The sequence below is a fragment of the Mesorhizobium sp. M1142 genome, assembly GCF_040318565.1.
Taxonomy (GTDB): Bacteria; Pseudomonadota; Alphaproteobacteria; order Rhizobiales; family Rhizobiaceae; genus Mesorhizobium.
Genome location: NZ_JAMYMK010000001.1, coordinates 98,409 through 124,458 on the forward strand (window position 1 = coordinate 98,409; position 26,050 = coordinate 124,458).

26 protein-coding genes and 1 pseudogene are annotated in these 26,050 nt (G+C 61.3%); 15 read left to right on the forward strand and 12 right to left on the reverse strand.

The window, feature by feature from the left end; all coding sequences use genetic code 11:
- The first annotated feature begins 67 nt into the window (after positions 1–67).
- From NKH42_RS00485 to NKH42_RS00520, 8 genes are read left to right on the forward strand one after another with little or no spacing between them, the layout of a single operon-like run.
- Positions 68–1,051, forward strand: coding sequence for an ABC transporter permease (locus tag NKH42_RS00485; protein WP_352507024.1), 984 nt, complete (start codon positions 68–70; stop codon positions 1,049–1,051).
- Positions 1,041–2,573, forward strand: a complete 1,533-nt coding sequence (locus NKH42_RS00490; protein WP_352507023.1) for a sugar ABC transporter ATP-binding protein — start codon at positions 1,041–1,043, stop codon at positions 2,571–2,573. Before NKH42_RS00485 ends, NKH42_RS00490 begins: the two co-directional genes overlap by 11 nt.
- Positions 2,574–2,603: 30 nt before the next feature.
- Positions 2,604–3,599, forward strand: a complete 996-nt coding sequence (locus tag NKH42_RS00495; RefSeq protein ID WP_352686289.1) for an ABC transporter permease — start codon at positions 2,604–2,606, stop codon at positions 3,597–3,599.
- Position 3,600: 1 nt separating this feature from the next.
- Complete coding sequence (locus tag NKH42_RS00500; RefSeq protein WP_352507021.1) at positions 3,601–4,386, forward strand: SDR family NAD(P)-dependent oxidoreductase; 786 nt, start codon at positions 3,601–3,603, stop codon at positions 4,384–4,386.
- Positions 4,387–4,403: 17 nt separating this feature from the next.
- Positions 4,404–5,609: a CaiB/BaiF CoA transferase family protein gene (locus NKH42_RS00505; RefSeq protein WP_352507020.1), complete on the forward strand. Its 1,206-nt coding sequence runs from the start codon at positions 4,404–4,406 to the stop codon at positions 5,607–5,609.
- Positions 5,610–5,611: 2 nt separating this feature from the next.
- Positions 5,612–6,397: an enoyl-CoA hydratase/isomerase family protein gene (locus NKH42_RS00510; protein ID WP_352686292.1), complete on the forward strand. Its 786-nt coding sequence runs from the start codon at positions 5,612–5,614 to the stop codon at positions 6,395–6,397.
- On the forward strand, positions 6,394–8,169 hold the full coding sequence (locus NKH42_RS00515; RefSeq protein ID WP_352686295.1) for a CoA-transferase: 1,776 nt from the start codon (positions 6,394–6,396) through the stop codon (positions 8,167–8,169). Before NKH42_RS00510 ends, NKH42_RS00515 begins: the two co-directional genes overlap by 4 nt.
- 11 nt (positions 8,170–8,180) lie before the next feature.
- Positions 8,181–9,014 carry an SMP-30/gluconolactonase/LRE family protein gene (locus NKH42_RS00520; RefSeq protein ID WP_352686298.1) on the forward strand — a complete coding sequence of 278 codons (834 nt, stop codon included), beginning with the start codon at positions 8,181–8,183 and terminating at the stop codon, positions 9,012–9,014.
- 20 nt (positions 9,015–9,034) lie between these two features.
- Here NKH42_RS00520 and NKH42_RS00525 read toward each other — a convergent pair whose 3' ends face one another.
- Positions 9,035–9,376: an antibiotic biosynthesis monooxygenase family protein gene (locus NKH42_RS00525; protein ID WP_352686301.1), complete on the reverse strand. Its 342-nt coding sequence runs from the start codon at positions 9,374–9,376 to the stop codon at positions 9,035–9,037.
- Positions 9,377–9,544: 168 nt separating this feature from the next.
- Entirely contained in the window at positions 9,545–10,039 is a 495-nt protein-coding gene (locus tag NKH42_RS00530; RefSeq protein ID WP_352686303.1) for an EF-hand domain-containing protein, read from the reverse strand.
- A gap of 169 nt (positions 10,040–10,208) precedes the next feature.
- On the opposite strand from NKH42_RS00530, the gene NKH42_RS00535 reads away from it, so the two are divergent.
- Positions 10,209–10,475, forward strand: a complete 267-nt coding sequence (locus tag NKH42_RS00535; RefSeq protein ID WP_352476970.1) for a DUF3606 domain-containing protein — start codon at positions 10,209–10,211, stop codon at positions 10,473–10,475.
- A gap of 33 nt (positions 10,476–10,508) precedes the next feature.
- On the opposite strand, the gene NKH42_RS00540 is transcribed toward NKH42_RS00535, so the two are convergent.
- Both NKH42_RS00540 and NKH42_RS00545 read right to left on the reverse strand, forming a co-directional pair.
- Complete coding sequence (locus NKH42_RS00540; RefSeq protein ID WP_352686306.1) at positions 10,509–11,057, reverse strand: DNA-3-methyladenine glycosylase; 549 nt, start codon at positions 11,055–11,057, stop codon at positions 10,509–10,511.
- Between the two features lie 94 nt (positions 11,058–11,151).
- Positions 11,152–11,481 carry a hypothetical protein gene (locus NKH42_RS00545; protein WP_352686309.1) on the reverse strand — a complete coding sequence of 110 codons (330 nt, stop codon included), beginning with the start codon at positions 11,479–11,481 and terminating at the stop codon, positions 11,152–11,154.
- 252 nt (positions 11,482–11,733) lie between these two features.
- On the opposite strand from NKH42_RS00545, the gene NKH42_RS00550 reads away from it, so the two are divergent.
- Entirely contained in the window at positions 11,734–12,252 is a 519-nt protein-coding gene (locus NKH42_RS00550; protein ID WP_352686312.1) for a metallophosphoesterase, read from the forward strand.
- Positions 12,253–12,325: 73 nt separating this feature from the next.
- Positions 12,326–12,634 (forward strand): hypothetical protein, encoded by a 309-nt coding sequence (locus tag NKH42_RS00555; RefSeq protein ID WP_352686679.1) that lies wholly within the window; start codon positions 12,326–12,328, stop codon positions 12,632–12,634.
- Between the two features lie 109 nt (positions 12,635–12,743).
- Here the strand turns inward: NKH42_RS00555 and NKH42_RS00560 are convergent, their stop codons facing one another.
- The 5 genes from NKH42_RS00560 to NKH42_RS00580 all read right to left on the reverse strand — a co-directional run bounded on the left by NKH42_RS00560 (position 12,744) and on the right by NKH42_RS00580 (position 16,568).
- The gene (locus NKH42_RS00560; RefSeq protein WP_254815811.1) at positions 12,744–12,977 is read right to left on the reverse strand and encodes a hypothetical protein; all 234 of its coding nucleotides are present in this window, start codon (positions 12,975–12,977) and stop codon (positions 12,744–12,746) included.
- A gap of 39 nt (positions 12,978–13,016) precedes the next feature.
- Positions 13,017–13,226 carry a hypothetical protein gene (locus NKH42_RS00565; RefSeq protein ID WP_352474763.1) on the reverse strand — a complete coding sequence of 70 codons (210 nt, stop codon included), beginning with the start codon at positions 13,224–13,226 and terminating at the stop codon, positions 13,017–13,019.
- A 290-nt stretch (positions 13,227–13,516) separates the two neighbouring features.
- Positions 13,517–14,506: a DUF2332 domain-containing protein gene (locus tag NKH42_RS00570; protein ID WP_352973703.1), complete on the reverse strand. Its 990-nt coding sequence runs from the start codon at positions 14,504–14,506 to the stop codon at positions 13,517–13,519.
- 622 nt (positions 14,507–15,128) lie between these two features.
- Complete coding sequence (locus NKH42_RS00575) at positions 15,129–15,923, reverse strand: pyrroline-5-carboxylate reductase family protein (RefSeq protein WP_352973704.1); 795 nt, start codon at positions 15,921–15,923, stop codon at positions 15,129–15,131.
- A 15-nt stretch (positions 15,924–15,938) separates the two neighbouring features.
- Complete coding sequence (locus NKH42_RS00580) at positions 15,939–16,568, reverse strand: TetR/AcrR family transcriptional regulator (protein ID WP_352565094.1); 630 nt, start codon at positions 16,566–16,568, stop codon at positions 15,939–15,941.
- Between the two features lie 148 nt (positions 16,569–16,716).
- Between NKH42_RS00580 and NKH42_RS00585 the strand changes: the two genes are divergently transcribed.
- Positions 16,717–18,753, forward strand: coding sequence for an oxidoreductase (locus NKH42_RS00585; protein WP_352565095.1), 2,037 nt, complete (start codon positions 16,717–16,719; stop codon positions 18,751–18,753).
- A 34-nt stretch (positions 18,754–18,787) separates the two neighbouring features.
- Positions 18,788–19,390: a dimethylsulfoniopropionate lyase gene (locus NKH42_RS00590; RefSeq protein WP_352565174.1), complete on the forward strand. Its 603-nt coding sequence runs from the start codon at positions 18,788–18,790 to the stop codon at positions 19,388–19,390.
- Positions 19,391–19,662: 272 nt separating this feature from the next.
- On the opposite strand, the gene NKH42_RS00595 is transcribed toward NKH42_RS00590, so the two are convergent.
- Both NKH42_RS00595 and NKH42_RS00600 read right to left on the reverse strand, forming a co-directional pair.
- Positions 19,663–20,724, reverse strand: coding sequence for an FAD-binding oxidoreductase (locus NKH42_RS00595; RefSeq protein ID WP_352571816.1), 1,062 nt, complete (start codon positions 20,722–20,724; stop codon positions 19,663–19,665).
- Positions 20,725–20,728: 4 nt separating this feature from the next.
- Positions 20,729–21,966: pseudogene (locus NKH42_RS00600) on the reverse strand (aromatic ring-hydroxylating oxygenase subunit alpha).
- A 157-nt stretch (positions 21,967–22,123) separates the two neighbouring features.
- On the opposite strand from NKH42_RS00600, the gene NKH42_RS00605 reads away from it, so the two are divergent.
- Positions 22,124–23,002, forward strand: coding sequence for a LysR family transcriptional regulator (locus NKH42_RS00605; protein ID WP_352565101.1), 879 nt, complete (start codon positions 22,124–22,126; stop codon positions 23,000–23,002).
- 170 nt (positions 23,003–23,172) lie between these two features.
- On the opposite strand, the gene NKH42_RS00610 is transcribed toward NKH42_RS00605, so the two are convergent.
- Entirely contained in the window at positions 23,173–24,084 is a 912-nt protein-coding gene (locus NKH42_RS00610; RefSeq protein ID WP_352571877.1) for a LysR substrate-binding domain-containing protein, read from the reverse strand.
- A 408-nt stretch (positions 24,085–24,492) separates the two neighbouring features.
- Between NKH42_RS00610 and NKH42_RS00615 the strand changes: the two genes are divergently transcribed.
- Positions 24,493–26,043 carry a trimethylamine methyltransferase family protein gene (locus tag NKH42_RS00615; protein ID WP_352565105.1) on the forward strand — a complete coding sequence of 517 codons (1,551 nt, stop codon included), beginning with the start codon at positions 24,493–24,495 and terminating at the stop codon, positions 26,041–26,043.
- The last annotated feature ends 7 nt before the right edge of the window (positions 26,044–26,050 follow it).

Genomic DNA, 26,050 nt, shown 5'->3' on the forward strand with positions numbered 1-26,050 from the left:
GTCCTGTTTTGGCCCGCAGGTTTCCAAACGGCGACGGCACCGATACGGGCCCGGAAATGAAATGGACATGAGCGAGCTTACGCAATCCTCTGCGCCAAGGCGTTTCATCGGCGGCCAGCTGCTGGGCAGCAGCCAGCTGGTGCTCGGCGTGATCCTGGCCGTGCTCTGCATCGCCATGTCGATTGCGGCGCCGCAATTCTATTCCGAGGCCAACATCATCGCCATCCTGCGCCAATGCGCGCTGGTGCTGATCGTTGCCTCCGGCATGACGATGCTGATCATCACCGCGGAAGTCGACCTGTCGGTCGGTGCATCGCTGGCTTTTGTCGGCTGTATCGGCATGGCCGTGCTCAATTCAACACACAGCCTGACGCTCGGCCTGCTGGCGGCACTCGCCTTTTCAGGCGCGGTCGGCCTGTTCAACGGGCTGGTCGTCACCATGCTCAAGGTGAACTCGCTGATCGCCACCATCGGCACCATGATGATGCTGCAGGGCGGCGTCTATCTGTTCACCCGCGAGGCGGTGCAGAACCACCACCGACTTGCCGGCTTCACCGATCTCGGCGCCGGCTATATCGGCGCGATCCCGCTGCCCGTGGTCGTTGCCGCGGTGATTTTCGCGCTGGCCGCGGCAACGCTGCGCTTCACCACGCTCGGCCGTTATCTCTACGCTGTCGGCGCCAACGAGCGCGCGGTTCGTCTCTCCGGCGTGCGCTCGCAACGCTTAAAACTCTTCGCCTTCGTCGTCACCGGCCTCTGCGTCGGCATTGCCGGCATGATCCTGTCGTCGCTGATGAATGCCGGCCAGCCGACCGCCGGCCGCGGCTTCGAGCTGACGGTGATTGCCGCCGTCATCCTCGGCGGCACCAGCCTGCTTGGCGGCCGCGGCTCGCTGCTTGGCACGTTGCTGGGCGTGCTGGTGCTGAAGGTCATCGACAACGGCATCATCATCCTCGGCTGGAACCAGGATCTGCAGATGGTGGTGCCCGGAATCGTCATCATCCTGGCGACCTATCTCGACATCGTGCGGAACAGAGCCAATGTCGGTTGATTTCCTTCACCCCGCCGAAACCGTGGCTGTCGATAAAAGCGTGCCGGCGCTGGAGATGCGCGGCATCGGCAAGCGCTTTCCCGGCGTGGTGGCGCTGGATAACGTCGATCTGACCCTGGAACCCGGCAAGATCCATGCATTGATGGGCGAGAACGGCGCCGGCAAGTCGACGCTGATCAAGATCATGGCCGGGGTCTACGGCAAGGATGCCGGCACCATTCGCCTGCGCGGCCGCGAGGCCGACATCAAGTCGCCGCGCGACAGCCTGAAAGAGGGCATCAAGGTGGTGTTCCAGGAGATCGCGCTGATCGCCGAATTCAGCGTCGCCGAGAACATCTTCCTCGAAGGCTATCCGACCGGCAAAGGCGGGTCGATCGACTGGAAGAAGATCCGTGCCGATGCGGCCGCCCTGTTCAAGCGTATCGGCTTCAACGTCGACCCGGCGGCGCGCACGGGATCGCTGCCGGTCAGCCAGCAGCAGATGGTCGAGATCGCCCGCGCACTCGCCCATGAAGCACGCGTCGTGGTGATGGACGAGCCGACCTCCTCGCTGACGCCGAACGAGGTCTCGCTGCTGTTCACCGTCATTCGCCGGCTCGCCGCGCTCGGCATCGCCGTGCTCTATGTCAGCCACAAGCTCGACGAGGTCTTCGAGATCGCCGACACCGTGACCGTATTGCGCGACGGCCGCCACGTCTCGACCAGGCCGATCGGCGAGCACACCAACGATACGCTGATCCAGGACATGATCGGCCGGCGCATCGAAAACCTGTTCCCGCGCAAGCGCGGTGCACCAGGCAGCAAGGTCGCCCTTTCCGTGCAAGGACTTAGCACGGCGAAGAAGCTGAAGGACGTGTCGTTCGAAGCGCATGCCGGCGAAGTCCTCGGCTTCTTCGGCTTGATGGGGGCGGGTCGGACCGAGCTCGCCAAGGCGATTGTCGGCTTCGATCCGATCACCTCCGGCACTATTTCGGTCGATGGCAGCCCGCTGCTGCCGCACGACACGCACACCGGCGTCCGGCTCGGCATCGGCCTGCTCACCGAAGACCGCAAGAGCGAAGGGCTGATGGGCGAGCTGCCGGTCTACCAGAACGCCAGCCTCGCCTCGCTCGGTGCCTTCGCCAGGATGGGCTTCGTCGATAAGGCAAGCGAACGCAAAGCGGTGCAGGACTATGTCGACCGTTTCCGCATCAGGACGCCCAGCTTGTTCCAGCAGGTCAAGAACCTGTCGGGCGGCAATCAGCAGAAAGTGCTGATCTCGCGCTGGCTGATGCGCGGTCTCAAGGTGATCGTCGTCGACGAACCGACCCGCGGCATCGACGTCGGCGCCAAGTCGGAGATTTTTGCGCTCATCGACCGGCTCGCCGGCGAAGGCCTGGCGGTCGTCATGATGACGTCCGAAATGCCCGAGCTGCTGGGGCTTGCCGACCGCATCGCGGTGATGTGCGAAGGCCGCCTCACCGCTATCATGTCCCGCGACGAGGCCACGCAGGAGAACATCCTCAATGCGGCGATCGGCTAAGACGATGACGCCTCGGAACGGGACCAAGTGATGAGCCTGGCAGGCACCGACACGATGAAAGCTGGGCCGTCCATGCTGGCGCGGCTCGTCGCACGGCAGGAAGTGGCATTGCTCCTCTGCCTCATCCTGGTGATCGCGTTCTTTTCCTTCACCGCCGAGAATTTCTTCTCTGTGCGCAACATCACCAATGTGCTCGGTCAGGCTTCGCTAGCACTGACAGCCGGCATAGGCTGCGCCATCGTCTTCATCTCCGGCGAGGTCGACATCTCGATCGGGTCGCTGCTGGCGACCATCGCGCTGCCGCTGATCATCATCATGAACGACACCAACTCGCTTGTGCTCGGCATCAGCGGTGCGCTGCTGTTCGGGCTGATCATCGGCGTCGTGAATGGTTATCTGACGGCCTATGCCGGCATCAACTCGCTGATCGTGACCCTGGGCACGATGTTCATCATGCGCGGCGGTGTCTACCTCTACACCGGCCAGCGCGCCATCCCCGACGATGCAGCGCTCGACAGCTTCATCGCGCTGTCGGACGGTCGCCTGTTCAACGTCGTTCCCTATTCGGCTGTCATTGCCCTCGTTCTGCTCGCCGTCTTCGCCTACGTGATGCAGCACCGGCCGTTCGGGCGGCAGATCTATGCCGTCGGCGGCAATCCGGAAGTAGCGCGGCTGGCAGGCTACGACGTGCGCCGCGTCAAGTTCATCTGCTTCATCATCAGCGCGCTGCTGGCAACGGTAGCCGGCATTATCCTGGCCGCCCGCGTCGGCTCGGCGCAGCATACGGCTGGGCTGAATTTCGAGTTCCAGGTCGTCGCCGCCACCGTGCTCGGCGGGGTGAGCCTTGCCGGCGGCATCGGCAGCCTGACCGGCATGGCGCTCGGCGTGTTGATCCTGCAGTTCCTGTCCAACGGGCTGCGCGGGCTCGGCCTGCCGACCGAATGGCAATTGGTCATCACCGGCATGATCATCATTGCCGCCGTCGCTTTCGACGAAGCGAAGCGCCGGCGCGCCATTGGAGTCTGACATGGATCGTCTCAAAGGGAAAACCGCAATCGTCACCGGCGCCGCCGACGGCATCGGCCATGCGATCAGCGAGGCAATGGCGCGTGAGGGCGCGCACGTCTTCCTCGGCGACATCGATGATGAGAAGGGCGAAAAATTCGCAGCCGAGCTGCGCGCCGCCGGCCACCGCGCTGACTACATCCATTGCGACGTGGCGGAGGAGGCCGACATCGCCGCCCTGGTAGACGGCGCCGTCGGCAAAACCGGCCATCTCGACATTCTGGTCAACAATGCCGCCATCGCCATCGGCGGCATGCCGGTCCATGAGATGACCGACGAGCAGTGGCACCGGCTGATCGCAGTCAACCTGACCAGCGTGTTCCGCGGCTGCAAATATGCGCTGCCGCATATGATCGCGCAGAAATCGGGCTCGATCATCAACATGGCCTCGGCGCAAGGTCATATCGGGCTCGACGGCTGGACCGCCTATGCCGGCGCCAAAGGTGCGGTGATGGCGATGACGCGTCAGATGGCGGTCGAGTTCGGCCCGCTCAACATCCGCGTCAACTCGATCTCGCCCGGAACCATCAACACGCCGATGAACGACAAACTGATCAAGGAGATCGGCGGCAATCTCGCCAAGGCCTGGGTGAAAATGCATCCGCTCGGTCGCATCGGCAAACCGTCCGAAGTGGCAGAAGCCGCCGTCTATCTCGCCTCCGACGCCGCCGGCTTCACCACCGGTACCGACCTGCGCGTCGACGGCGGCCTCACCGCGGCACCCCGCTACGTACCCGACCTGCTTTGACAACCAATGAGACAAAAATGAACAAGGCCCTCGAAGGCGTCCGCATCCTCGATTTCAGCCATCTGCTGCAGGGGCCGTTCGCCACGCAGCTGCTCGGCGACATGGGCGCCGACGTCATCAAGATCGAGCGTTCAGGCGCCGGCGACATGTTCCGCGGCATGACCTTCTTCGCCAAATGGGTCGGCGGCTCCGAAAGCCCGAATTTCCTCGCTTGGAACCGCAACAAGCGCTCCATCGCGCTCAACCTGAAAAGCCGCAAGGTGCATGCCATCATCATGGACATGGCTGAGAAGGCCGATGTGGTGGTGCAGAATTTCCGCCCCGGCGTGCTCGCCAGGCTCGGCTATGGCTACGAGGATTTCAGGGCGGTCAATCCCGCCATCATCTATTGCTCGGGTTCCGGCTATGGCGAGGAGGGCCCCTACGTTGAGCGCCCCGGCCAGGACATGCTGATCCAGGGATTGTCCGGGCTGATCTCCAACACCGGCCGCGGCGATCAGGCTCCTGTTCCGGCCGGTGCCGGCCTGGCCGACCAGATCGGCGCCATGAACATGGTCTACGGCATCCTGTCGGCGCTCTACTATCGCGAGAAGACCGGCAAGGGCCAGAAGATCGAGGTCAATCTGCTCGCCGGCATGCTGGCGCATCTCAATCAGGAATATGTCGCCGTGCTCAATCTCGGTGAGGATTTCGTGCGCCCGAATTCCGGCATCGGCCACCCCGGCATGCAGGCGCCGTTCGGTGTCTATGAAGCGAAGGACGGCGGCTATGTGTCGATCGCCATGAGCCCGTTCAAGACGCTGTACGAAGTGCTGGAGGCGCCGCAGCTTGCCGTCTACGACGATCTGAAGACCCTGTTCGACAGGCGCGACGAGGTGTTCGACAAGGTCAACGCCGAAACCAGGAAGTTTGCCACGCAGGACCTGCTGGCGCGGCTGCTCGCAGCCGACATCTGGTGCGCCGAGGTGAAGGACATAAGGCGCGCAGCCGAGGACCCGCAGGTTAAGCACCTGGGCATGATCACCAGCTACGATCATCCGCGCGGCGGCAAGGTCAGGGTGGTCGCGCCGGCTGTCAAGATGAGCGAGACGCCGGCTACCATAGAGCGGCCGGCGCCGCTGGTCGGCCAGCATGGCCGCGAGATACTGGCCGAGTTCGGCCTCTCCAGCGGCGAGATTGCAGCGCTTGAGGCGTCCGGCGATATGACCGTGGATGCTGCCTGACGATGAGCGTTTACCAGACACTCAGCTTGGAAATATCCGGGCGCGTCGCAGTCGTCACCTTCCGGCGCGCCGATCAGCTCAACGCCATGAACCGGCTGATGCAAAGCGAGATCACCGAGGTTTTCGAGGCGCTGTCGCAGGATGACGGCGTCGGCGCGATCGTAGTGACCGGCGAGGGGCGCGGCTTCATGGCCGGCGCCGACATCAAGGAATACGCTGCCCAGACAGCTATCGAGTTCGACGCCTTCCAGGCCGCCGGCACGCGCATGTATGCGGCAGTCGAGAACAACCGCAAGCCGGTCATCGCCGCGGTCAACGGCTTTGCGCTCGGCGGCGGCATGGAGCTGGTGCTGTGCTGCGACATCGTCATCGCCAACCAGTTCGCGAAGCTCGGCCTGCCCGAGATCAAGCTCGGGCTGGTCCCGGGCGGCGGCGGCACGCAGCGCAGCGTCCAGAAGCTCGGCCGCAACCGCTCCAACCTTTTGCTGATGACCGGCGCCATCGTGCCGGCTTCCGAGCTCGTCGCCGCCGGGCTGGTCAACGAGGTCGTCGACGCCGAAAAGCTGATGCCACGGGCGCTGGAACTCGCCGGCATGATAGCCGCCGAACCGGCTGCCGCGATCGAGGCATTGAAGGCGCTGACGGCGCACGCCGTGTCGGGCGACTTGGCGGAAGGCCTTGCCATGGAGCGCGACGTACTGGGCGGGCTTTATCGTAGCGAGACCGGCCAGCAGCGGGTGAAGGCGTTCGCCGAAAAAAGCGCCGCGCGGGCGAAGGCTGGGCAATGACGTCCCTGGTCAAGCAAAACCGGCCGCGCTTCACCGATGTCGAGGGCCTGGCCGCGATGGTCGGCGGCGGCGACGTCTTCGGTGTCGGTGGCCATCATTTTGCCCGGCTGCCGATCGCCCTGCTGCGGGCCATCGCCCGCTTGGGCGTCAAGGATCTTCGCTATGTCTGCTGGGCCGGCGGCCTGCCGCTCGAACTGCTTCTCGAAGCGAATGCCGTGGCGGCGGTCGATATCTGCTTTTCCAGCCTCGATATTTTTGGCTTGCCGCCGCGCTTCCGCGCGGCCGCCGAGACCAATGCCGTGCCGGTCCGCGACTGGACGGCGCTGGCTATGATCCAGGCGCTGCGGGCGGGGCAGCAGAACCTGCCGTCGATGCCGTTTCAGCTTCCGGAGGGTTCGGACATGCTGGCGCGCGTGCCGGGTGCGATCGCCGCGCCCGATCCGATCGCGGGAATTACGACCGGGATCATCCCGGCCTTGCGGCTCGATACGTTCGTCGTCCATGCCCAGCGTGCCGACGAGAGCGGCAATGTCCAGATCATCGGACCACGGGCGCTGGATTTCGCCATGGCCGGCGCGGCGCGCCAGGTGCTGGTGACGGTCGAGGAGATCGTCCCGGTCGGAGCGCTGCGGCATGATGGTCGGCAGAGCATTTTGACCCGCAACCGGGTGTCGGCGATCGCGCTGGCAGCAGGCGGCGCCTATCCCGCCTCCTGCCTGCCATTCTATGTGACGGATTATCAAGCGTTGGCGGGGGCGTTCGCGGCCAAGGAAATACCTTTGTCGGACAGCCTGGGCATGCCTTCGGAAGGCGTGCCGGAGCGGGTTCAAGATGCTGCAAAAGTCGGCGCTGAAACAGTCCTCGCAATGCCCAGGCTCGTGCACGGCAACAAGGAGGCGTCCATCGACGAGATCATCGCCGCCCGCATCGCCGCTGAGCTCGACAATGAGAGCTTTGCCAGTGCCGGCGCGGTGTCGCCGCTCGCCAATGTCGCCTACCGGCTGGCCAAAGCGACGCACGCGCCGGACATGATCATCGCTACCATGAGTTGCGGTCATCTCGACATAGCACCGAGCCCGATGATCCTGTCGCTGATCGAAAGCCTCGATTGCGAGACGGCGGTGGCGCATGCCGGCGGCGACGACACCTATTCGACCTACTATCAGGCCGGCGCGGTGACGCATGAGATCGTCGGTGCCGCGCAGGTCGACCGCCGTGGGCGCGTCAACACCATTGCGCTGCGCAAGCGTGACGGCAGCCTTATCCGGCTGCCCGGGCAAGGCGGCATGGCCGACGTCGCCAACATGCATCGCGATTATCTGCTCTACGTCCCCCGCCATTCCGTGCAGTCGCTGGTCGAGACGGTCGAGATTGCCAGCTCGGCGCGCGGCCTGTTGACTGAGGCCGAACGCGAGCCGATGGGCTATCGGACCGGCGCGGCATTGGTGTTCACCGACCTTTGCGTGTTTCGGCTCGACGGGGAGAGCCGGCAATTGGCCGTCATCGAAACCAGGCCGGGCGTGACGCGCCAGCAGCTCCAGGATGCCACCGGCTTTGCCCTGACATTCGATGCCGATTGCCGCGAACTTGCGCTACCCTCGAACGAGACGCTCGACATCCTGCGAAACCGCATCGACCCGCTCGGTCTGCGGCGCCTCGAATTCGTCAGCGCGAGGGAGCGCAGCGCCCTGATCGCCGAGATCCTCGCCACCGACCGGCGGATGGTCGAGCGCTGCATCGCCGCACAGCGGTCGCATACTGCACCGGATTGAAGGGGGTGCGCATGGCAAAGCCGTTGCTCGAAATGTCGGCCGCGAGGGTCTTCTTCGATGGCATCTTCACCAGCCCGCGCGTCGCGCATCCGGAAGGCGTGGCGATCCATCGCGACGGCTCGATCTGGTGCGGCACCGAAACCGGCGACCTGCTGCGCTTGGCCGCCGATGGCGGCTCGGTCGAACGCATGGGCGGCACGGAAGGCTTTCTGCTCGGCATCGCCTTCGATAGCGCGGGAAACTGTTTTGCATGCGATTTGAGACATTCGGCGACCTTTCGCTGGGATGCCGCGACGGCTGATATGACGCGCTTCGCCTCGGCGGGCATCCGCGTGCCGAACTATCCGATCGTCGACGAGGCGCGCGGCTGGCTCTACGTTTCCGACAGCCTCGGCGAAGACAACCGCTCCGGCATCTTCCGCTATGATCTGCAGACCGGCGAAGGCGGCCTGTGGTGCCGCGAGACCATGGCCTTCGCCAACGGCATGGCGATGGCGCCGGATGGCAATGGGCTTTACGTCGTGGAAAGCCATGCGGCCTGCGTCAGCTATGTGCCGATCCGTGCCGACGGCACGGCAAGACCTCGCCAGCTCGTCGTGGACGGCGTGAACAACGTCCCTGATGGCGTCGCCTTGGCCCCGGACGGTTCGCTGTTCATCTCGTGCTACGAGCCGAGCCGCATCTATCGCTGGCGACAGGATAGCGGGCTCGAGGTGCTGATCGAGGATCCGGCGGCAACCACGCTCGCCCATCCCACCAACATCGCCTTCAAGGGCGACAAGCTCTACACCGCAAATCTCGGCCGCTGGCACATTACCGAAATCGACTTGACGGCGATTCCATAGATCTGGGCAGCGGCGGCGCCCTATGCCAGGCGGCCGTGACTGGAGCGGATGCGCAGCACCTGCACCCTCGACGGCAGCTCGATCAGGAACTCATCGTCACGCTCCAGATGGTGGATCCTCGTCGGATCGCCGCCGGTGAACGCCGCCATCGCCTCGACGTTTTCCCAATAGGAGATCGTCACGAATTCCGAATGGCTCGGCGTGTCCTCGCGAAAGGTCTGCACGCCCAGTGCCTTCTCGATCAGCGGCTTGATGCCGGCTTCGTAATTGTAACTCTCGTAGGCATCCGCCTTTTCAGGCACGGTTCTGCCGCGCCAGATACGGGCGATGGTCGGAGTTTTCTCCGTAATTTTCTCTGTCATGGCCAACGAATCCCTGCTGGTCTGATTGGTCCGCCGGCGTTCGAATGCCAGCCAAGGAACGGATCTCCCCGGCTGGCAGCCTGGTATCCCGTTGCCAGCGACTTTTCATCTTCCCGGCCGACGTAGGTGGCGCTGCTCGGCTAGGCCTCTTGCCGACCGGTGGGAGACTTACTCCTGATCCTCGGTGCCGCCTCCGTGAAAGAAGGACCGGATTTCCTGCATGTCGACGCTGCCGTCACCGTCCTCATCGACGGCGTTGAATATCCGCCCGACGAAATCCTGGACTTCTGCCTGAGAAAGCGCGCCGTCGCCATCGGCATCGACTATGGCGAACATCATTCGCATCCTCGCGCCATGCATCCCCCGTCCCATGCCACCGCCGCCACCCGTCTCCCAGCCTCGGTCAGGCGGGCCCATCCTGTAGTCGCGATGCCAGCGGTCGCGACCGCGCCGTTCCGCCCGGGGCGCGCGATCCTCTTGCATTCTCTCCTCCAGCATCTCGGTCATCATCTGGCGCATCATATCGCGCATGGCATCCTGGCTCTGCCCGCTCATTCCGGGCGCCGGAGCTGCGGGCGCGGGCGGGCTCGTCTGGCCGAATGCCGGCGCGGCCAACATGGCCAGCACCGCGGCAACTACAGTGGTTTTGCTTGCGAGCGTCATCGTAATCTCCATCGGTATGAATTGGTGGCTGCTGCATCCAAGCCAAACCGGCTGCTCGCCTCATGGTTCCTGGTCAGTCGGCTCGGCGGCGCAAAAGTCCGCCTGGTCGCGGCAACGAAAGCCGCTTGCCCACGTTGCCGTTGATGCGAAGCTCCACCAGGAGGAAAAAATGGCCGACGATAAGAGCAAGCGAGATTTCCGCGACCGCGATCGCGTTTCGGCGGAAGACGACCGTGAAGTCGAGTATTTTGCCCAGCAGAACGGCATCACCGCCGACCAGGTCCGTCAGCTGATCAAGAGCTTCGGCAATGATCGCGGCCGCCTGGTCGAAGCCGCGAAGGCGTTGCGGGGGATTTCACCTGCCGGAGCCGACGAGGTGACCAGGGAAGCCCGCCAGCAGGCGACACCCATGCATCTCGGCAAACCCGACGAGTGATGCCAGGCAGCTGCTCTGCCGCTGCCGCAGGCGTCAGAATTTGCGGCTCAGATAATCCGAGCCGCGCAGGCCGAACCGCCACTCGGCATCGATAGCCTTGGAAATGCCGATCCGGCGGCCTGTAAGAATGGCGCTGGCGTCGCCCGGCTGCCTGAATTCGAATGGCGGCACGTCCAGTGGCAGCCCGTCATGGAATGTGTCGATTGCCAGCGCCTGGCAAAGACGACCGGGTCCCGAGCAAAGCAGCCGGGGGTCGTCAACGCCGCGATTGGCCCGCATAACCTCCAGCCCGGATTGCGGTTCGATTGCGCGGATGAGCACGGCACTGCCGGGCAGGCACACGGCATTGAGGCACCAGTGCAGGCCATAGGAGCGATAGACATAGGCGCTGCCTGGGGTGCCGAACATTGCGCCATTGCGCACCGTCCTGCCACCGAAAGCATGCGAAGCCGGGTCATCGGGGCGATAGGCCTCGGTCTCGACGATGATGCCGCCAACGCCGTGCAAAAGCAGCGTCGCCCCAATCATGTCGCGCGCCACGGTGGTGGCGTCTCGGGCAAAGAATTCCTGGTTCGTGGTCAACGTGCACCGGACTGATCGCGCCTCAACCTGGCGCGTCAGCAAGTTCTCGGACCGGAAGCAAAATGTCCAGCCACTGCTCTCGGATCTGCGATATTCAGCGCAGCATGGCTGCGCCGATGAAAACCGCCGCGGCGAGCACGACGATGGCGGCAATCACCAGCACCGGCCCATATCGGCGCGGCCGGACGTCTGGCTCATCCTTCAGCGGACGCATCGCATTGGCATAGCTCGCCTGGTTGGTGAACTCCGGCTTTTCATGAGGCGCAGACCGATCCTTTGCCGGAACGCTGCCGGCCGATTCCGCGTCCGTTTCCATGGGAGCCGCGGCCGGATCGATTCCCGGTGTCTTATCGCCTTCGCGCCCGGCGTCGATATCGCCCCGCGCTTGAGCCGGGCTTCGCCCAACAGGTGCTGCGTCGGTCATCGTCGAGGTCCTTTCAGAGCATCGGCCTCAAGCATTCTAACCTGCGTCTCATTTCAAAGTTCCCATGTTCAAAGTTCCCCTTTTTAAAGTTCCCCCCTTCTTAAAGTTCCAACAAGCGGAAGCCGCCTGGGCCTGTTTACAGGAACAACCGGCGATCGAGCGGGTTGAGCAAGCATCGGGAGAGCAACATGGACTTGGTGCGCCACGCGCCTACATGCGCGGCAGTTCGACAACGGGCCCCAGCGAGCGCGCATGATCTACTTCACCGCCGACACGCATTTCAGCGACCCGCGCATTTTGCGCATCGACCGCCGCCCGTTCGGCTCGCTGGCGGAGCATGATCGGGCACTCATTGCGTTCTGGAACGAGACTGTCGGCCCGGACGACGAGGTCTGGCACCTCGGCGATTTTGCCAGGGGCTCGGCGTCCTTCGTGTCGTCACTGCTGTCGTCTCTTCATGGCAGCAAGCACTTGATCATCGGCAACAACGATGCTGCGGCCACCATTGACGCGACGGGTTGGGCGAGCACGCAACACTACAAGGAGCTGACGCTCGATGGCAGCCTGCTGATCCTTTGCCACTATCCTTTTCGCACCTGGAACCAGATCGGCAGGAGGTCGATCGACCTGCATGGCCATTCGCACGGCCGGCTCACCCCGGTCACGCGCCAGTATGACGTTGGTGTCGACAGCTGGGATTTTCGTCCGGTCACGCTTCCCACCATCCTCGCCAGCCGCGGCCGCCGGCCGGCACGGGCAAAACCCGGCTGAAGGCGGCTGGCCGCAACCGGAACCTCTGCGGAGCTGAGGCGTTCGAAAAATTGCAAGGCGTAACGGCAACGCAATGGCTCAGAAGATCACGACAGGCATGAATGACCGGCCGCGCAATGAAACCATCGGCCAATCCGGCGAAGGCCTGCCGGACGACAGCAGCAAGCCGCTCGAGGTCGACGAAGGCTTGGTCGCCCGGTTGAGAAACAAGCTGCAGGGCAAGCCCCGGCAAGCCGCTCAATCCAACATGGACGAGGTTCCGGCAGGCGTCCCCGGCGCTGGCGAGAACATTTGCCGCCGCTGTGCAGGGTCAGGCATGATCGACGGCCGAACCTGCCCCGAATGCGGCGGAACCGGCAAGGTGACGACGCCGATAGGCTGAGGCTAGAGCAATTCCAGGAAAAGTGTGAAACGGTTTTCCGTCCGGAATTGCGTCAAAAAAGATAGACCGGTTCTGCGTTTCCGTAAAACGATGAATCGTCTAGCGTGGATCAGATCGCCGGCACCCACTTCCAGAACACGCCCTCCTTGCGGTCGGGGTAGTGCTTGAAGTCGCATTCGAAGCGCCAACCGTAATTCTTGGCGGCGGCAAGCGCCTCCTTGCTGACCGGGTTCATGCCGGTTCCCGGCGCAAACCAGTCCTCCAGCAAATCGTCGGGTATGTAGGCGCCGATCCTCAACGGCAGCTTTTCGAGGACGACATCCATTTCGGGCGGTGCGGGCACGGGGGCGCTCCCTTCGGGGTCTATCCACGAACAACTCGTTCAACGCCAAGCGGGTTCATTCTTTTGTTCATAGTCCTGGAACGCTTTCTGGAGACCGCCGATCACCTCGGCGGACGTCTCGAACATCGCCTTCAGCTGCGGCTCATCGACCTTCTCAATGTCCTCGCGAAGGTGCTGTTTCACCTCCTCCAATTTCTTCTGCATCTTCTGCGTGTGGTGGCGCGGATCGCGGTCGGCAGCGCTTGTCATGATCAATCTCCAATTTGCGGATCTCGGAGAACTCGGCCCGGCCTCTGAGGATCGCCAGGTGGGTTTGCAGTGTAAACGGCTGGCCGATAGCTGTGGTTCCCGATTGCGGAGACGGTCTGCGCGGGCCTCGGCTCGCCATTCTCGTTCTCGGCCGACCGGTAGAGGCGGTGACAAGACAAGTCGGAGAGGTCGCTTCCAATGAATTCGAGACGCAGCAGTCGAAACGAGCATAGATGAAGCTGGGAACTGATGGCGCCTCTAGCCAAGGACGGTAATCCGCCACCAATATCCTACGCCTCGTTCGCGATCCATTCGAGCGAGGCGCCATGCGGGTCAGTCCAAGCTACAGGGGAGCCATTCGCAGATAAGAAGAAGCGGCCGGGCGGCCAGCTTGTTTCGGCGCGTGTGGCGATGGACGGGAAGACGCGAGGGAATTCGTTCGATACCCAATAAGGCGAGAGACGCATCGCCTGCTCGGCGAAAGCTTCTCTGTCACCAGGGTCGGAGACATAGTCGAGGACGGCTGTGTGAAAGATGACGAGTGTAGCGTCGTTCGGCGCTTCGTTGCAGAGTTGCACGAGGTCGCTCCCGCGCAGGTCGCCCTTCACCACCCGAGGCTTGACTGTGGCAGCGATCTTCAGGGCCGCCCGTAGATTGGCGAGCCGTGCTGTCTGTTCCGGCCAGACCAGTGTCTCAAGCCATGCGACTTGCGAGTCGTCCGAAGCATCTATCGGGCTCAGGTCCAATCCCGCCCGCCAGACGACTTGCGGCAAGGCCGTCGGCAATGGCGTTGTTTCGCTGGCGAAGCATCGGAAGACAGGCTGCTCCAAGGCCATCGCGGGTCCGCGGATCACCGTGCGTCCATAGTCATAGCCGTAGAGGTCCGGCATGAGGCAGAGCCCTGCGGATGTCCCGACCTCGATGAGCGCCAGCGGCTGCGACAACCGCGCCAGGACGGGGAGCAGGGTGGCGCATCTTCCCGGCTCATTGGTTTGCGTTGAGCGCTCGAGCATAAGCGAGCGGATAGCGTCTGGATTAGCCTGAAGCGCCTGGCGAAACTCGGTCCACCCTGTCGGCGTACCGAACAGGTGACGCACCGCGGCAAGTAGAAGGTTCGGTTGCCGCTTTAGGTCCGGAAGGGTCGACAGGAAACCGAGCGCCTCCCGATCCCCAGCGACTGCCCGAGCCAACTCCTCGTAGAGCGGCGAGCGACCGCGAGCTTCCGTATCGGCGAAGCGAATATATCGGGCTGAGATCTCGGCCAAGCCCTCCTCGTCCATATCCGCTGATCCTCGGTCCCGACGTCTCATCACAGTACATGATCCACGGATCTTATTGGAGCTATGCCCGGCGTTTTTGCACAAGCTTGACCCTCCGCGGACTTCCCGCGGTCGCCTACTTAACCGTTGCGCTAGGAGGTTGTACGCAATCCAAAAATCTGGGGAACTGTTCGTAATTGGTGGCTCATCCAAGGGGTGCAGTCCACCATGTCTCCGGTATAAACCATTACCCATGTCTCCGGGTCGTACCCTTGAGAAATGGCGCACCCGACAGGATTCGAACCTGTGACCTCTGCCTTCGGAGGAGTTTTTTTGGGCTTTCCTCGGCGTTTCTCTTTGCACGCCGTAGCTCTCTATCCGTTTGATTCCACGTATTTATTTTGACACCAGCGCCGAATTTTGTAGGCTACGGCAGGTCGAGATTTTCTCCCGCCTGCAGCAGCCGCGTTGCCGGCTGATCAGCCACTCTGACAATGGCGCTTTGCGCCTCATTTCGGTCGTTCTTTCGCCCTTCGCGAGTTCCCGAAACCAGTCCCTCCGCCTAGTCGAAGTCAATGTCCGCCATTGCGTAAAAAGCCGCCCGCCAATGGCTAGCAGCTAAACGGCCGTTTCGCGCCACATGTCAGGTGGCCTGTCCCATCGTCACGGATTTCTGAAACGCTGCGGCAAGCCCGTCTGCCACGGCCGCTTCAAACCCGGCTGCGCGCATGGCCTCGATTGCCGCTGCGGTGGTGCCGCGGTAGTCGAGGAAGGTCTGGACGATGTCTTTGGGGTTGTCTGCGCGAGCCTCGATGAGTTTTCCCGCTCCAATCAGCACCGCGCTGACGCTCCTTCGGGCAATGTCCGGGCTTATTCCTCGACCGACGGCATCGTCCATCATCGCCGCCGCCAAAAGCGCCGGAAACGCCGGGCCGGATCCGGTAAGGCCGGTCATGTAGTCGATATCTGCTTCGGTTTTGACTTCGTCGGCAGCGCCACAGGCTTCCAGGATCCGGCGAATAACATTGCGATCATCTACGGTGACGCCTTGGGAGCCTATCCAGGGCGCGTAGGAATTGCGCATCTCTGCGGCTGCATTAGGAAGCGTGCGGACGACGCGGTCGGTCTTGAGACGTCGAGCCAATTGGTCGAGAGGAATCCCGGCCATGACCGACATCACGAGTTTGCCGGGCGCAGAAATCTCGATGGCAGGCCAATCCTGGGGTCGGACCGAGACGATGATGACATCAGATCGATCCACCAGTTCCTGATTGTCCCTGGTCCAGATAGCGTTTGGCAGAAAGCCGGGTTGCCCGCTTCTGTAAGAGAGCGCGAGGTGCTCTGCGGCAACTATTTGCGCATCGACAATGGCCTCGGCGAAGGCGCGTCCAAGCCAGCCCCCTCCACCAATTATCCCGATGCTCATGGGTTTGCTCATTGTCGCAACTCTTCCTCAGTCCGCCAAATAGTCATGTCTGGCGAAGAACCGATCCAGCTCGCGCTGCTGCGGGGCCTCGCCTGTAAAAATCTCCACGTAGCCGGGAATGCGCTTCATGCGGGCCGTGAGATCTTCCCGGGTCTGCATTGAGATGTAGCCGATCTGCACGAGGTAGACAGTGCGCGCTCGAACGTCGGCCAAGCTTTCCTTGTAACCGAAGCGGACGAACATCTGGCTCATCGCGTCGAGACGCGTCTGGTCGGCTTTCTGGACCTCCGCCAGAATGTCAGGGGATTGAATCGCCCAGCTTCTGACTGCGAATTCGAACTGGGCATCGAACAAGGACTTGTCGAGCCAGCAGTCGAAAACGTTCAGCATCGCTTCGGCCACCGTCTCGGCATACGCCTCGGCCTGCTTGACGAGGCTGCCGGTGTTCTTGTCGCGCCAACGCGCTACGAGGGCAGCCAACAGTTCTTCTCTATCCCTAAAGAACCAATAGAAGCTGGTGCGTGACAGGCCCAACTTCTTGGCCAGTGGCGAAATTCTCACCGTGTCTACGCCAGATTCCAGAAGCAGGTCGTAGGCGGCCTCAAGCCATCCCTCCGGCGATCCACGCCATCCGCTATCGTTCGAAATCTGCTCCATGAGCGACCAGCCTAACAAAAGGTCAAACTGAAAACCAGCAAAATGTACACCTATGTCAACTCTGTCGACCTTACCGAAGCTAAACTTGACATGTGTGTACATTTCCGGTTAGCGTTCGCGCTTGTCCTCCCAGCCCGGAGCCGGTCAGATGTCGAGCGATCCTCTTCTGCAACCCTACAAACTCAAGCATTTGACCCTGCGCAATCGCATCATCGTGACCTCCCACGAGCCGGCCTATCCGGAGGATGGGATGCCGAAGGAACGCTATCTTGCCTATACGGTGGAACGGGCAAAGGGCGGTGTGGCGATGACGATGACAGCCGGGTCCGCGGCCGTCTCGAAGGACAGTCCCCCGGTCTTCAACAACCTGCTCGCCTACAAGGACGAGATCGTGCCGTGGATCCGGCAAATGACAGATGCGGTGCACGAAGAGGGCGCCGCCATCATGATCCAGCTAACCCATCTTGGACGGCGTACACGCTGGGACAAGGGCGACTGGCTTCCCGTCGTGGCGCCGTCCCATCATCGTGAAGCCTCCCACCGCGCATTTCCCAAGAAGATTGAAGACTGGGATATCGAGCGCATCATCAAGGACTTCGCGGACGCCGCGGAGCGGATGAAGGCGGGCGGGATGGATGGCGTCGAGCTCGAGGCCTACGGTCACCTGCTCGAACAGTTCACGTCGCCTCTCATGAACGACCTTGACGGCCCTTATGGCGGTTCCCTTGAGAACCGCATGCGCTTCTGCATGGACGTCTTGAAGGCGATCCGCTCAAGGGTCGGCGAGGACTTCATTCTGGGCGTGCGCTATACGGCGGATGAATGTCTCCCCGGCGGCACCGGCAAGTCGGAGGGCATTGAAATCTCCAAGCGCCTCAAGGAAAGCGGACTTGTCGATTACCTCAACGTGATCCGCGGCCATATCGACACCGATGCGGGCCTGACGGACGTCATCCCGATCCAGGGAATGGCGAATGCGCCGCATCTTGATTTTGCCGGCGAGATTCGTGCCGCTACCAACTTCCCAACCTTCCATGCAGCGAAAATACCGGATGTAGCGACGGCGCGCCACGCGATTGCATCGGGTAAGGTCGACATGATCGGCATGACGCGCGCTCACATGACCGACCCACACATCGTGCGCAAGATCATCGAGAAGCGTGAAGACGAAATCAGGCCCTGCGTGGGCGCCAACTATTGCCTTGACCGTATCTATCAGGGCGGAGCGGCATACTGCATTCACAACGCCGCAACCGGCCGCGAACTGACCATGCCGCACATCGTCCCCAAGGCCGAAACCCGCAAGAAAATTGTCGTGGTCGGCGCAGGTCCGGCCGGCCTAGAGGCGGCCCGCGTGGCGGGCGAGCGGGGACACGAGGTCGTGGTCTTCGAGGCCGCCAGCGGGCCGGGAGGACAGATCCGCCTGACAGCGCTGAGCCCACGCCGCAAGGAGATGATGAGCATCATCGACTGGCGCATGGCCCAGTGCGAAAAATACGGGGTGACCATCAAGTTCAATGCCTGGGCAGAAGCCGAAACCATCGAGGCGGAAAATCCTGATGTCGTCATCATCGCGACGGGCGGGGTGGCGCACACCGATGTCCTTTCCAAGGGCAACGAGTTGGTTGTGTCTTCATGGGACATCATCTCCGGAGACGTAAAGCCGGGAAGCAATGTCCTCATCTTCGACGACGCCGGCGACCATGCCGCCCTCCAGGCCGCGGAATTCATCGCGGGTGGGGGAGCGAAGGTCGAGATCATGACGCCGGACCGGTCCTTCTCCCCCGAGGTGATGGCTATGAACCTCGTGCCCTACATGCGGGTCCTGCAAAAGCTCGATGTGACCTTCACAGTTACCTATCGGCTCGAGTCCGTTGAAAAGAATGGCAACCAGCTCATTGCAAATGTCGGCAGCGACTACGGCGGCATATCCCGGCAGCGCGTCGTGGACCAGGTTGTCGTCAACCACGGCACCATTCCGCTCGATGACATCTATTTCGAGCTGAAACCGAAATCGACCAATCACGGCGAGATTTCGCATGATGAGCTCATTGCCGGACAAGCGCAGTCGGTGGTGCGGAACCCGCAAGGCCAATTCCAATTGTTTCGTATCGGCGATGCCGTTTCAGCTCGCAACACCCACGCCGCGATCTACGACGCACTGCGACTGGCGAAAGATATTTGACCCGGCAACGAACGCGCACAACAAGGGCTGCGAGATGAACAGAAGTGACGCCCTGCAATATTTTGTAGACACCGCGTTCGTGGCCTTCGACCAGTTCTCACACGACCTGCGATCGCGCAGATCGATCATCCAGCTCTTCGCCCAATCTGAAGTTCCCGGACTGGAAAGGACCAAGGCCGGGAGCCGCAAGCCGGTCTGTTCTCATCTTGGCTCGGCGTTGGCGGAAGAGACGATCCCGTCCACGCTCCGCAACTTGGTCGAACGCTTCAAGGCGATCGAGCCGCTGCTCGAATGGCGGCCGAAATCAAATCCCGCCCCGTCTGCCAGCCGCAATTTCGCTGACGGTCACGCCAACGCGATGATCCTTGGTCCGGGCGGCATCGAGGACAGAAACGATCTATGGCTCGGCGTCACTTTGATGGCTCCTCACGTCCGGTATCCCGACCACAATCATCCGCCGGAAGAAACCTACCTCGTGCTTTCGGATTCCGAGTTCAGGCAGGCTGACAAGGAGTGGTTTTCGCCGGGCATCGGTGGATCATTCTACAATCCGCCAGGCATCAAACATGCAATGAGATCCCTGGATACGCCGCTGTTCGCTTTCTGGGCGCTGCTGGTGGATCAAACGCATCACTGAGCTGGCCGAAACCCGGTATTGACCGAGGGGCAGCCAAGAAGATTGCCGTTCCGATGAGGCATGCAGATCATCAATAGCTTCATCGCCTCAACGGTCCGGCTTCAAGCGAAGTCGGAGGTGGAGTTCCGCGACTACTAGGATAGATATTCCGCTTGTACTCGACCGCTTTGGGCCTGCTGAGCCTATATGACGAGATCACAAGAGGGCATCGAAATCAAAGTAGAAAACTCTGGCCTCGATCCCCAATTCCATCGACCGATCTCGGCTATCTGCTATGCGTCGACTTTCACGCGTCCGATCGGGTTGGAGCAGCACGCAAGAATATACCCTTCGGCAATATCCTCTTCGGTGATGCCGCCGTTATGCACCATATGAACCTGACCTTCAATCTTTCGGATCTTGCAGGTTCCGCAAATCCCCATGGAGCAGCCCGATGGAATCACCAGCCCCGCGGCCTTCGCAGCGGACAGGATCGTATGCGTCTCTGTACACTTCGCGACTATGCCGGACAGGGCAAACTGGATTTCGGCCACGCTTTGTTCATTCGGAACCACATCCTCGGGGACATTCTCCGCATCTGGAGGCTCTGCCTGGAAGCTTTCCTGATGATAGCGGCTCATGTCGTAGCCGAGACCCGCAAGGGCCTCGCGCACGGCCCGCATGAAGGGCTCGGGTCCGCAGCAGAACACCTCGCGGTCCAGATAGTCCTGCGCCATCAGGCCCAGCATGATCTGGTTGAACATCCCGCGGTAGCCGGTCCAGGACCGGAAGGGATCTGCCTCTTCGACGACCCATTTGAGATCGATGCCGACGATGCGCGACGCCATGAGTTCCATCCTGTCGCGCAGAATGATGTCGGACGGGCGGCGCGCGCAGTTAATGAAAACGATGTCCGGCTCGCGCCCGGAATCGTAGAGCCAAGTGGTCATCGCCACCATCGGTGTGATGCCGGAACCGGCCGAGATGAAAAGGTATTTCTCGACCGGATGATGGACGATCGAGAATTTCCCAGTCGGCCCTATAGCCTTGATGAGCGCGCCTTTGCGCAAATTGTCGAGCATCCATCTGGTGCCGATGGACCCTTCCTGCGCCTTGACCGTGACGGTCAGGGCAGTCGGACGCGACGGCGAAGACGAGATCGTATATGTGCGATAGACCGGCCCCCCTGGAACGGGCAGTTCCAGTGTAACGAACTGTCCCGGTTCATGATTGAACAGCGCGCCGGACGGACTCTGAAAGCTGAAGGTCACGACATTCGGCGCTTCCGGAGTACGGGTTACGCATTCCAACTCTTCTGCATCGGTCCAGAACGAGAGTTTTCTGAATGCGCTCATCGGGTCATTCCGCTGCAACTTGAAGCGGCGCAAGGGCGCGCTCAAGCCAGGCTGCATACCAATCGACAAATTGCGTCACGCCGCTTTCCTGCCCGGGCGAATAGGGGCCAGGAGTATAGGCCGGCGAGAGTATCCCAAGCTGATTGTTTTCAACGATTTCGCGGTCTTCGTCATTGGTCGCGATCCAGACCTCGGTCAGGCGCTTGAGGTCGTAGTCCACACCTTCGACCGCGTCCTTGTGCACAAGCCAGGTGGTGGTGACTTCGGTTTCAGTGGCGCTGATCGGCAACACCCGGAAGGTGAGGGAGTGGTCCGGCAGGAAGTGGTTCCATGTAGAGGGATAATGGAACATGAGGAGCGAGCCGGCGTCGGGCGGCGCAACCCGGCCAAGGTTCTTGGCGACGGCCGCCTTGCCGTCCATCGTATAGCTCACGGCCTTTTCCTGAAGCGGCATACGCGCCAGGCGGTATTGTCCCTCTCCGGCGAGTTGGAACTGCGCCGGCGCACCGGCGCCAGCGCAGCGGTCGAAATGCGCCTGTAGCTTCGCCGATACCTTCCCATCAGCTTGGACGCCAGCGACTTCGGGATCGAGCGGGAATGAGCGGCACAGCGCCGGATGATTACTGCTGCAATGATAGCATTCGCGGTTGTTCTCCCACACCAGCTTCCAATTGCCTTTTCGATGATGGTCGACGTGTACGCGACTTTGGAATCCGTAAGGTCGTGGACTTCGAGATATGGCTGAGCCATCTGGGCGAAAGCATCGAAATCAGGTGGAGTGGTGGACAGGCAGACGTGGATCAGGCCATCGAGATTGCGAAGATTGACGGGCTTCAAACCATGTTTTGAGGCATTGAAATCCGGGCCCATGTCATTCGCCCAGATCAGCTTGCCATCGAGCTCATAGGTCCACTGGTGATAGGGACAAACGAGCTTGGCCACCTGGCCTTCGCGCGCCTTGCAGATCAGCGACCCGCGATGCCGGCAGGAATTATGAAAGGCGCGGATTTCGCCATCGCGGCCTCGAACGACGATCACCTCGTAGGCACCCACGCGCATCGTTACATAGCTACCAGCTTTGGCAAGCTGGCACGCCGGGGCTGCGTAGAGCCATTCCTGGTAGAAGATGTGCTCGAGGTCGAGCTGGTAAATCGTCGGCGATGTGTAGAACGGCTGTTCGAGCGCATAGCCCGAGACGCGACGTGCTAGCAGCTCTTGGATGGTCGGCGAGGCGGCGTTCATGCGGAAATTCCATGGATAGCAGGCTTATTTGAAATGAAATTTTCTGGCTTGAACGCCTTTTGCGCAACAGCAGTAATTTTCAGCACGAGTTAGTTCAGCTAATGTCTTGCACGCCGCGAGCTCCCATGGGCCAACAAGCGGTTCCGAAGGGGCTGTGATGCCAAGACCGTACGATCTCTCCTCGGTGACCGCTCTCATCTGCTTCGAGGCTGCTGCCCGAAATGCAAGTTTCAAGAATGCCGCTCAGGAATTGAACGTGACACCCGCGGCCATCAGCCACCAAATCAAGGCGCTTGAGGGTGACTTGGGATGCAGCCTGTTCCTGCGCAGGAGCCGTGGTGTCGAATTGACTGAGAAAGGGGCGTTCTTGTTCGTTGCGGTGCAGCGCGGGCTAGAGACGATTTCCGACGCCGTTACTCACATGCGTGATCGCCCCGAAACCGCTGACGTGACCATCCGGACAACGACGGCAGTCAGTTCGCTTTGGCTTACACCGAAGATTTCTACCTTCTGGAAAAGCCATCCCACCATCACTGTCTCGCAGATCGTCAGCGACGTGCCCGGAGCCGCCATCCGTTGCGATCTAAGTATTCAATACGGTGATGCGCAGGAGAATCGCGAAGAGTGCCACAAACTCTTTCACGATCGCATCGTCGCGCTGGGAACGCCAAAATTCGCCGCTGAGCATGGCATTGGCCGGATTGAGGATCTGCTCAAGGCGCCTTTGATTCATACGAATAACGAGGATACCGACTGGGAGAACTGGCCGGACTGGTTTCAAGCGCTTGGACACACCATCCCAAAGGGCCGCAGGTTTTCAGTCAACAACTACATGATTGCCCTCCAGGCCGCTCAGGATGACATTGGGGCGGTCTTGGGATGGGATGGATTGGTCAAAAGTCTGATGGATCAGGGACGGCTGGTCGCACTTGTGCCCGACAATATTCCATCGCCCAGGGCATTTTATCTGAAAATCCATCCCAAGGCAGGTTCGAAAGCCCGACTCTTTGCCAGTTGGCTCGCCAAAAGCTCTTGAGGGCTGCTCTCTTGCTCGCGGACTTCGTAGGAAGTCGGCACCTTGAGGCTCAATCACAGGGAGTGTAACCGCTGACCCGCAGCCTTCAACGCGGATGGACCCTGTCGATGGAAGTTGGCAATAGGATCGCCGTAAAAATCTACACGAGGAGCGCTCCGGACGGACGAACTCTAGCTGTCTCGTTCCTGCATTGCGATTTCTCGGATCCAGCTTCGCAGGATTTCGGCAGCTGGTGAAAGCGTGCGCTTATCGTTCCAGGTGAGATAGTAGCTTCCTGGAGCCGGGAGTTCGAGTTCGGTCAGCCTGACCAGTTTGCCTTCGTCTATCTGTGACTTCACGAGGCGATGCCAGCCTACGGCAAGGCCCTGGTCGGCTTGAGCCGCCTGCATGGCTACAAAGAATTTTCCGAATCGGCGGCCGCGGGTCGGGCCGTGGGGCACGGCCGCACGTCGCAAGACTTCGTCCCAGCCCGCCCAGTTCGGATCAACCCAGTCGACATGCAGCAAGGGAAGATCCGGCAGGGATGCTGCCGTCGCGTCTCGATGTGCTTTGGCAAACTCCACCCCGCAGACCGGATAGATGGTTTCGCCGAAAAGAAGCTCGGCGTTCTCGTCAGGCCAGGAGCCGAACCCATATCGGATGCGCAACTCTACCTCGGCCCTCCGGTAGTCTCGCGGATTGTCAGAGATCAGATGATCGACTGCAATCTCGCCGTAACGTGTCCAGAAATCGGGCATACGCGGTATCAGCCACATCGTAGCAAAGGCGTCAGAACAGGCGAGCGTGACGTTCTTGGAGCGATCGCCGCGCTTGACGTTACGGACAATTTCGGCTGCGCGCGAAAAGCCACTCGCAAGGACGCCATAGAGGTCCTCGCCGGCACTCGTCAGCATCACCCCCGAGCCCAGCCTTACAAACAGCTGAACGCCAAGTTCGTCCTCGACCGCCTTGACCTGCCTGCTTACCGCCCCGGGAGTTACATTCAGCTCTCCCGCCGCCAATTTGAACGACAAGTGCCTGGCGGATGCTTCGAAGACGGCGAGAGCTGTCAGGGAGGGTAGGTCATAATATCGGCGAACCATCCTGGGCTCCAAACGTTCCAAAACCGAGCGGGGCAGAAACTTCGTCAAGACGTGCGCGCGGCGTCGTGATCTCTACCATGCATACACCAGATCGCATCTTGCTAAAGCTGGTGCTGTCGGGACTGCAGGCACTTTCATGCGGAGTATGCTGACCGTAGCAACTCAGCAAAGATGAAGGTTTCTGCTTGGCGCGGGAGGGAATGATTTACGGGCCGGCGTTCAGTGAATGAGCCGCGTTTCCCATGACGATGCTGATTGGGTCAATCGTAAGCGACGAGGCGAAGCCTCCGACGTCCCGCGTATAAGTCAACACGCGCGTGAGACTTTTGCAGTAGGTCAAATCGGCGGGTTGCAGCGATAGTCGCGCGCGGTCCGGCTGCGGCTCGCGTGTTCTTTTTGGAGGCCCGCATGACCATTGAAGCGCAAATCTCGCGAAGGGGAGGACGCGACGCCCGCCGAATTATTCGGACCGCGCCCAAGGTGGAGATGCTGCCGACACTCAAGCGCGGGCTACCTGTAATCGAGCCCATGGATGCAGAGCAGGTAGAACGCATTCACGAAGCGTCGCTGGCGATCCTGGAAGAGGTCGGCGTGGTATTCCGCGATCCGATTGCTCTTGAGGACTGGAAGAGAGCAGGCGCCGACGTTCGCGGTGAGCGAGTCTATCTGGATCGCGCGTTGGTGATGGATCTGATCAAAACCATCCCCCCCGACATTGAGTATTTCGCACGCAACCCGGCAAAAAACGTACAGCTGGGCGGCCCGAATTCGATCTTCGTGCCGATGACCGGCGCGCCATACATGCGCGATCTTGACGACGTGCGTCGCGGCCCGACCATTGCGGACCTGGGGACCTTCCATAAGCTGGCGCACATGATGCCGGCGCTGCATTCATCGGCGCACCATATCGTCGAGCCGATGGATATCGTCGTTGCGCACCGACATCTGCACATCACCTACTCGTCGATGAAGCATTCCGACAAGATCTTCATGGGCATGACCACCTCGCCCAAGAATGCCGAGGACGTGCTCGATATGTGCGAGATTCTCTTTGGCAAAGGCTTCATGGAAACGCATGCGGTCACTACCGGAAATTGCAACGGCAATTCTCCGCTCGTGTGGGACCAGGTCATGCTCGGCGCCATGCGGGCGTTCTGCCGGCGCAACCAGCCGGTGCTGTGCTCGCCCTTCGTGCTGGGCGGCGCAAACACGCCTGCGTCGACGGCGGCTGCGGTGGCGCAGCTAAATGCCGAGGCACTCTCCGCACTCGCCTACACCCAAGTGATCCGCAAGGGCTGTCCGGCCATCTACGGGCATTACCTGTCGACGGTCTCCATGCAGTCCGGCGCCCCAATGGCTGGAACGCCCGAGATATCGCTGATGAACTTCATGATCGGTCAGATGGCGCGACGCTACAACGTGCCGTGGCGCACATCGAACCTGCTCGGCGGTGCCAAGATTTTCGATGCTCAGGCCGGCTACGAAAGCGCCATGACAATGATGGCGGTGCTGATGTCCGGCGCCAACTACATCTGGCACTCGGCGGGCTGGAACGAAGCCGGGATGCATTGTTCCATCGCCAAGTTCGTGGTCGATGCCGAGGTTTGTGCCATGGGTTATCGCATGACCCAAGGTATCCAGTGGGAAGATTTCGACGAGGCCTTGGCCGCCATCCGTGACGTCGGACCCGGTGGCCACTATCTCGGCCATCCGCATACCCAGGCCAACTTCGAACGTGCATTTTTCATACCAAAGCTCTTCGATAACAATTCGATCGAGCAATGGAAGGTCGACGGCTCCAAGGACATAAAGCAAAGGGCGCTCGACCATGCGAAGCACCTTTTGGGAGAGTACCAGGAGCCCACGCTGGATCAGGCCAAAGATGAAGAACTGCGCGCCTATATCGATCGACGCTCGCGCGAGATCCCGGCGGTTGACGCGCTCAACGACGATTATTGAGCGTTGT